The organism is Syntrophomonas sp. UBA1041, from assembly GCF_002316705.1.
Lineage (GTDB): Bacteria > Bacillota > Syntrophomonadia > Syntrophomonadales > Syntrophomonadaceae > DTU019.
Genome location: NZ_DCEA01000028.1, coordinates 1 through 4,394 on the forward strand (window position 1 = coordinate 1; position 4,394 = coordinate 4,394).

3 protein-coding genes and 1 pseudogene are annotated in these 4,394 nt (G+C 44.4%); 3 read left to right on the plus strand and 1 reads right to left on the minus strand.

Going from position 1 to position 4,394, the window contains the following annotated elements:
• The 3 genes and pseudogenes from B2633_RS05110 to B2633_RS05120 all read left to right on the plus strand — a co-directional run.
• Positions 1-159, plus strand: a pseudogene (locus B2633_RS05110) (acetyl-CoA C-acetyltransferase); the annotation flags it as partial.
• 158 nt (positions 160-317) lie between these two features.
• Positions 318-2,156, plus strand: a complete 1,839-nt coding sequence (locus B2633_RS05115) for an acyl-CoA dehydrogenase family protein (RefSeq protein ID WP_483169584.1) — start codon at positions 318-320, stop codon at positions 2,154-2,156.
• A complete protein-coding gene (locus tag B2633_RS05120; protein WP_483169586.1) occupies positions 2,146-3,414 on the plus strand; it encodes a methyl-accepting chemotaxis protein in 1,269 nt (422 codons plus the stop codon). Before B2633_RS05115 ends, B2633_RS05120 begins: the two co-directional genes overlap by 11 nt.
• Before the next feature lie 202 nt (positions 3,415-3,616).
• Here B2633_RS05120 and B2633_RS05125 read toward each other — a convergent pair.
• Positions 3,617-4,394 (minus strand): helix-turn-helix transcriptional regulator (locus tag B2633_RS05125; protein ID WP_483169587.1); only part of this gene is annotated, 778 nt, incomplete at its 5' end.

The following is a 4,394-nucleotide window of genomic DNA, read 5'->3' on the forward strand; positions in this document are numbered from 1 at the left end:
TCCGGTATCGCTCTGGGCCATCCGGTAGGCTGCACCGGCGCGCGTCTTCAAGTCAGCCTTATTCATGAAATGGAAAGAATCGGAGCCACCATCGGCGGCGCTTCCACCTGCGTAGGCGGCGGACCAGCTATGGCTTGCATCTGGACCCGGGATATTTAATTTGTTAATAACCCCCTTATATTTTTTCTTTATGTTTTGCGCCTGGGAGTCTCTCCCAGGTGGCACCCTTTTTAAAAACAGTTGTTAAGCAATAACGGGGAGCCCCCATTCCTTATTCCAGGACTGGGGATGCTTTCTTATATGAACGGAGGTTCAATATGTCTGCTAATTTTGCCTATCAGAATACGAGGGATTTTGAATTTATTTTGCAGGAATGGTTGCCTACTGAGCAAGTATTTTCCTATCCACAATTTGCCGACTATTACTCTAAAGATGATGTTAAATCAGTTCTCGGCCCCATTCTAAAAATGTGCAAGGAAGTCGTAGAACTAACCAATGAGGACGGAGATTCACATCCGGTTAAGCTCGAAAACGGGAAAGTTACTTTACCTCCCACCTTCGGACCGCTCTTTCATCAATTACAGAGCGAAGGATGGGGAACCAGCAACATTGATGAGTCGGAAGATGCTATGGTACTGCCGCACCTTCTTCAATCCATGGTGTGGGAAATGTTGCAAGCAGCCAATCCGACTTTTGCACCTTATATTATTCTCACCAGCGGTGCGGCCGGCCTGATTCAAAGCTTTGCTTCTAAAGAAGTAAAAGAAATGTTCCTGCCTAAAATGATGGACGGAACCTGGACCGGCAGTATGTGCCTGACAGAAGCCACCGCCGGGTCCGATGTGGGCGATATACTTTCTAAAGCCTATCCCACTGACGATCCACGAATTTTCAAGATTAAAGGCAGCAAGATATTTATTACCGGCGGCGACAATGATTTTACCGATAATATTATCCACCTTTACCTGGCTCGAGTCGAAGGCGCCAGACCTGGAACCGCAGGAATCTCACTATTTGTGGTGCCCAAGCTTTGGATTAACGAAGACGGCAGCGTGGTAGATAATGATGTAATTACCACCGGAGTAGAACACAAGCTGGGACAACATGGTTCTTGCACTGCAGCTTTGGCTATGGGTGAAAATAATAATTGCCGCGGCTGGCTTTTAGGTAAAAACCCGCTCGAAAACGATGGAATCGGAGAAGGAATGGTCCAGATGTTCCAGATGATGAACATGGCCCGTATGGAAACCGGGCACTGTGCACTTTCCTGCATAGCCAACGCCTATTACAATGCCCGTGATTACGCCAAGGAAAGAATACAAGGAAGGTTGATGACTGATCCTAAAGCAGGTCGTGCAACCATTATTAATCACGAAGACATCAAACGCACACTTCTAATGGGTAAGGCCCATGTGGAAGCTATGAGGGCTATGTTATATAAAACATATTTTGCCTTTGATGTTCGTCATCATGATACAGATCCGGAAAAAGTAGCCAGAGCCAACGAGCTGATAGAAATAACTACACCTTTATGTAAGGCTTATCCATCCGATGAAGCCTGGTGGCTTATCGGGGAAGCGATTCAGGCTTATGGCGGCTATGGCTATTGCGAAGAATATCCAGTAGCCCAGATTGCCCGTGATGTAAAAATCTACTCCATCTGGGAAGGAACCAATTTCATTCAATCCATGGACCTGGTTGGTCGCAAATGGAGTATGAAGAAAGGCGCAGTCTTTGCCGCTTTCATTCAGGAGATGAGAGACTTTGCATCGGCTAACCAAGATAACAGCGAATTTAAGAATGAGTTCATCAGCCTGAACGCAGCCCTTGAAGCCTATGCCAAAATTCAAAAAACCATGTTCACCTATATGGGTGAAAAGCGAATCAGCATGATGCCTCTACACGCTCGCCGTATATTGACCGCGACATCTCAACTCTACTGCGGTCGTCTAATACTCGATCAAGCCCTCCTGGCCAACGCCAAAGCCAATGAACTAGGGCCGGAGCACTTTGACTACAACTACTATACTGGCAAAGTGGCAGCCGCCCGGTACTACTTGATGAACGTGGTTCCCAACGTGTGCATCGCCGCTGATATCATTGCGTACGGTGATACTTCTTCGCTAGATGTTCCCGTGAATGCTTTTGAATATTAATACCGTGAATGATACGAGTCGACAAGGACAAATATTTTCACCCTCTGCCCGCATTCAGCATGCGGGCAGAGGATTGTATATCAAAAAGGGAATTCGAGGGATGGAAGATATGATAAGCACTCAAATTGCGGAAGCGATTAAAAAAATTGCTCCTATATTAGTCAATAATATTCCTGGAGGAGGCATTATTGCCATAGCTGATGAGGAGAAAATAGTGTACAAAGCAGCCTCAACTGCCTTTAATATACCAAGTTTAAATGAGGGCATGCCGCTTAGAAAAGGAAGCGGGCCGGTAAAGGCCATGGAGGAGAGAAGACAAATTGATGAGGCAGTTCCCCGTTCAGTTTATGGCACCAGGATCCATATAACCAGTCTGCCGATTATCGATGACGATGTGGTACATGGTGTCCTGGGATTTATCTTCCCGCGTTTACATCCGTTGGGTAGAGCATTTTATGATTTTGCCCCTATTATCACAGAGATGTTTCATGAAGGAGCCTTTGTTTATATAACCGATTTAGATAAAGTTGCGGGATTGCAAGGATCTGCCAAATTTGATTTACCTCAATGGAAGATTGGAGATGTATTGAGTGACAACACCATAGCACGGATAGCCATAAAAGAAAAGCGAATGTTATCGAAGGACCTTGATGCCAGTACATACGGCGTACCGGTTAGGATAACCTCCTATCCTTGTTTTGATGAGGACGACCCTGCAAAAGTGGTTGCAACATTTGGTATGATCTTGCCAAAGAAAACCGCAAAAGACCTACAAGAAATGTCCTGTAGATTAAGTGAAAGTTTAAATGAAATATCAGCAGTAATTCAGGAGATGGCAGCATCCGCCTCAGAAGTATCGTGTAATGAAGAGCATCTAAATACGAATGTTGTTGAAATTATTGAAGCTTCAGAAAAAATTACCGAGGTTTTGGATTTTATCAAACAGATAGCTGACCAAACAAAAATGTTAGGGTTGAATGCCGCTATCGAGGCAGCTCGGGCAGGGGAATCAGGCCATGGTTTTGGCGTAGTCGCAGAAGAAATTCGAAAGTTATCGGACGTATCAAAGTCAACTGCAATAAAAATCAACGGGTTTATTAATGAAATAAAGCAGAAAGTTGAAATAGCAAGACGTAATAGTGAATTAACACTGCGTGCAAGCCAGGAACAAGCAGCAGCCAGTGAAGAAATGAGTGCAAGTATTCAAGAAATAACGGGAATGTCCGAACAACTAGGAAGGATTGCGGAAACCTTATAGATATCTGTATTAACTATTTTACACTTGGAAAGAAATTAAACGCTTATAGAATAGCCTTTGCAGGCTATCAAAGAGTACTTTATTTTGATACCAACCGGTGTGGGGCTGAACATGGCTAAAAAAGACGCGTTGGAAATGAGGGATATTCTTAAGGCGATGAGGAAAAGCAAAGGCTAAGCAATTAATACAGGTTATTTGAAATTTACTCCGTTCCCAGATATTGCCCTGCTATTTCCGCGGCATATTGCCGCATGACTTCTTGCAATTCAACGGGAGAAAGTATTTCTACCTCCCGGCCATAATGAAGCAGCCACCTCCCCAGTACCGGCAAAGAATCCGTCAGCAGCATGATTTCCATTCTGCCGCCCAGATCCTTTTCTCCGACCAAACCCCATATGCACTTATTCCTGATGATTTCGTAATTGCTATCCTTTTTTAAACGTACTGTCACATTGCATAGGTTTTTTGCTCCAAGCATTTTTTTGATAACCGTTTCCAGGGGAGGATGCGTCTTGGAAAAGCTTTGATCTGTTAGGTACAGGTTTTGAATGCGGTCGATGCGAAAATCCCGATAAGCATGGCGCAAATGGCAATAGGCAATTAAATGCCAGTGATTTTCATAAAACCCCAGCGAAACAGGTTCGATTTTTCTTACGGTGGTCTGGTTTGCAGGGGGAGAATAATAGTGAATCTCCATAATATTCTTTAGATAAAGCGCCGTTTGAATATCCTTTATAAAACTATTTTCCACAGGCATATTTTCACCGGACGTATCGAATGCGCCTATCTTTTCTTCTATTTCCGCCACAAACGCCTTATCTTCATTTCCCAGAACCGTTCTTATTTTATAGAGCGCCGAATCAAAATTACTTTTCGTTTTGGCGTCTGCGAACGCGCCCGCCAATTTCCCGGCCAACAGCAAAGCTCCGGCTTCTTCGGAAGTAAACCTCACCGGAGGCAGATGGTATCCTTCCACAAGA